4 protein-coding genes are annotated in these 2,908 nt (G+C 39.6%); all 4 read left to right on the forward strand.

Annotated features, from left to right (window positions below):
* Window positions 1-2 precede the first annotated feature (2 nt).
* The gene (locus tag WBJ10_RS02280) at window positions 3-164 is read left to right on the forward strand and encodes a DUF302 domain-containing protein (RefSeq protein WP_424287934.1); all 162 of its coding nucleotides are present in this window, start codon (window positions 3-5) and stop codon (window positions 162-164) included.
* Between the two features lie 50 nt (window positions 165-214).
* The gene (locus WBJ10_RS02285) at window positions 215-1,642 is read left to right on the forward strand and encodes a bifunctional metallophosphatase/5'-nucleotidase (RefSeq protein WP_424287931.1); all 1,428 of its coding nucleotides are present in this window, start codon (window positions 215-217) and stop codon (window positions 1,640-1,642) included.
* An 82-nt stretch (window positions 1,643-1,724) separates the two neighbouring features.
* The gene (locus WBJ10_RS02290) at window positions 1,725-2,126 is read left to right on the forward strand and encodes a hypothetical protein (protein WP_424287932.1); all 402 of its coding nucleotides are present in this window, start codon (window positions 1,725-1,727) and stop codon (window positions 2,124-2,126) included.
* A 107-nt stretch (window positions 2,127-2,233) separates the two neighbouring features.
* A partial coding sequence (locus WBJ10_RS02295) for a TolC family protein (RefSeq protein ID WP_424287933.1) occupies window positions 2,234-2,908 on the forward strand: 675 nt, incomplete at its 3' end.

Here is a 2,908-nt window from a genome sequence, read left to right on the forward strand (position 1 = left end):
CGATGTTGCCTTGTAATGTGATTGTTCAGGAAAAAGTAGCGGGTCAGGTGGAGGTTTCCGCTGTAGATCCGGCAGCATCCATGCAGGCAATAGAAAATAGTACTTTGAATGAAATTGCCCTGGAAATTAGAGCCAGGTTGCAAAAAGTAATTGAGGCTTTATAGGGTTTTTTATCTGCTAAAAGCATTTAAAAAAAGTAAATCAAACACTAGAGATGAAATTATCAATCGCTTATTTGAATGATGTACATGGCTACCTGGAGCCTCATCCTGAAGTTTTCTTTGAAGCAGAAAAGCGGGAGATAAAAACAGCGGGTGGATACTCCAGGATCTACAGCCTGATAAACAATATCCGAAAGCAAAATCCAAACACACTGGCTTTTGATGGTGGCGATACTTTTCATGGCACATTGCCGGTGGTAAAATCTAAAGGAGAAGCAATTATTCCGGTATTAAATAAAATTGGATTTAATGCCATGGTAGGCCATTGGGACTTTGCTTACGGCCCTGATCAACTGTTAAATCTGAACAGGCAGCTTAATTATCCGGTTTTAGGCATTAACGTTTACGCAAGTGAAGGACAGCTTTTTCTTAAGCCCTATATTATAGTGGAAGTTGAAAAGATCAAGATTGCTGTTATTGGGATATGCTCCAATATCATTGATAAAACAATGCCGGAACGGTTCAGTGAAGGATTAATAATAACTGAGGGGACAGAAGAACTGCCTAAGTACATAGAGGAAGTTAAGAGTAAGGGAGCCGACCTCGTTTTTTTACTTTCTCACAATGGGTATCCTCAGGATATTAAAATGCTTTCGGGGATTAAAGGAATTGATGTTTGCCTGAGCGCACATACCCATAACCGATTATTTGAACCCACTATGGTTAATGATACCATCCTTATCCAATGCGGATGCCACGGATCCTTCTTAGGCCATTTACAGCTTGAAATTTCAGAAAAACGTATTCAAAGCCATCAATACGAGCTTATTCCGGTTACGGAATCGGTTGAGTCCGATAAGGAAATGGATGAGATGATAGCGGTAATCATGAAACCTTATCAAGATTTACAGGCAGAAATAGTAGGTCAAACGGGTGTTTTATTGGACCGTTATAATACGCTTAACTCCTCTATGGATGATCTTTTATTGATTGCGATAATGGATGCCACTTCTGCCGATCTTGCATTTTCAAATGGATGGCGATATGGAGTCCCGATCCCCCCGGGCCCTGTCAGTAAATGGGATCTGTTTAATATGATTCCCATGAATCCGCCCGTTTCTGTTTTGGAACTAACCGGACAGGAAATCTTCAATATGCTGGAAGAAAACCTGGAACGGACTTTTTCTGCGGATCCGATGAAGCAAATGGGAGGTTATGTAAAAAGATGTCTGGGTTTAACTGCTTATATCAGGATTGAAAACCCAAAAGGGCACCGGATACAGGATATTTATATTGGGAAGGAACGTTTGAAACCTGATGAAATTTACAAGTCCGCTTTTGTCACCCAACAAGGGGTACCAGCTAATTTAGGTGCTAACCAGATTGATTTACCTTTTACAGTAGTAGAAGCTTTAACGCATTTTTTACAAAAAAACAGTCCTTACAATCCGGATAAATCGCTGGTTTTCTCTTTAATATAAACAGGAACCAATTTCAAGAAAAAGAGGAAATAACCCTTAGCTTATAATTGTTATCTTTGCCCCGATCATTAATATGAATAACATGCCAATAAAAAAAGCAACATATTATTTCAATGCCAAACCGGCTTTGCTATGTCTGTTGCTATCGTTTTTTTTATTGACAGACTGTACCGTAAAAAAGAGCATTCAGGCTTTAGTTGATGGAAACAATTCTATTGAAAATACCAATCCTAATGCTAAAAGACAACTTGTAGTAAGTTCACAAACTTGTTTAACTTCTGCTCCATCCATTTTAGATGAAGTAGATTTACGGATTACCCAATTTGCAAAACCGGTTCTACCTTTAATCCCGATATTACTTTCCCATATACCGGCTTTTTCTTATCAGAGCCAGTATTATATCCATTCACCTTATTTCTCTAAATCCGCTTTTTTACAGGCGGGCACTCCGCTTTATCTCAGGAACAGAATCCTGTTGATCTGATTTTTTCATCGCTTAAGCCATTTAAGCTATCCCATTTCCTCTTCTTTTAACAAAGAAGCATGGAGATCTCATTGAAAAAATTTTCACCAATTAATTTTTAGAATTTTATGATAAAGTATCAGCTTTATCTGGCGACCGTATTATTGCTGTTCGTCAGTACAGGATCTTACTCTCAAAACGATAAGCATATTTCAATTTCACAGGCTTGGGAGGCAGCATTTGCGAACTATCCGGGTTTAACAGAAAAGAAAGCACAAATCCGGGAATCAGAGTACCGGAGAACAGAAGTGAAAAACGGTTTTTTGCCCCAGGTACAGGTTCAGCTTCAAAATACGTATGGCAGTTATTCCGGCAGTACCGGCGCTTTTTTTCCTCTGCCAGGCATTTTCAATGTAAGCGGAAATAACGGGTTGAACGAGCAGCCGGATGCTGCGGCCAATAGCTATGGTTCTGTCCTGATGGACTGGAAACTATTTGAATTTGGAAAACAAAGAAAAGAGCTTGAAGCAGCAAAATATGCAGTAGAAGAAGCCGGAAGCAATTTCAATGCTGCAAAGCTTCAATTGCAAACAAAAGTATCAAAGCTATATATCAATATCCTGTACAACCAATCTAAGCTGGATTGGGCAAAAGAAAATGCAACAAGAGTCAAGGAAATTCTTAGCCTCTCTAAAAGCCTTTCTGAAGCCGGATTGAAACCCGGGGCCGATACTTTACTCGCTTCTTCTTCCTACCTGCAAACACTGGCTGAACTGGATGTCTGGAACGGAACACTCTCTTCC

Source organism: Daejeonella sp., from assembly GCF_049655485.1.
Classification (GTDB): Bacteria; Bacteroidota; Bacteroidia; order Sphingobacteriales; family Sphingobacteriaceae; genus Daejeonella.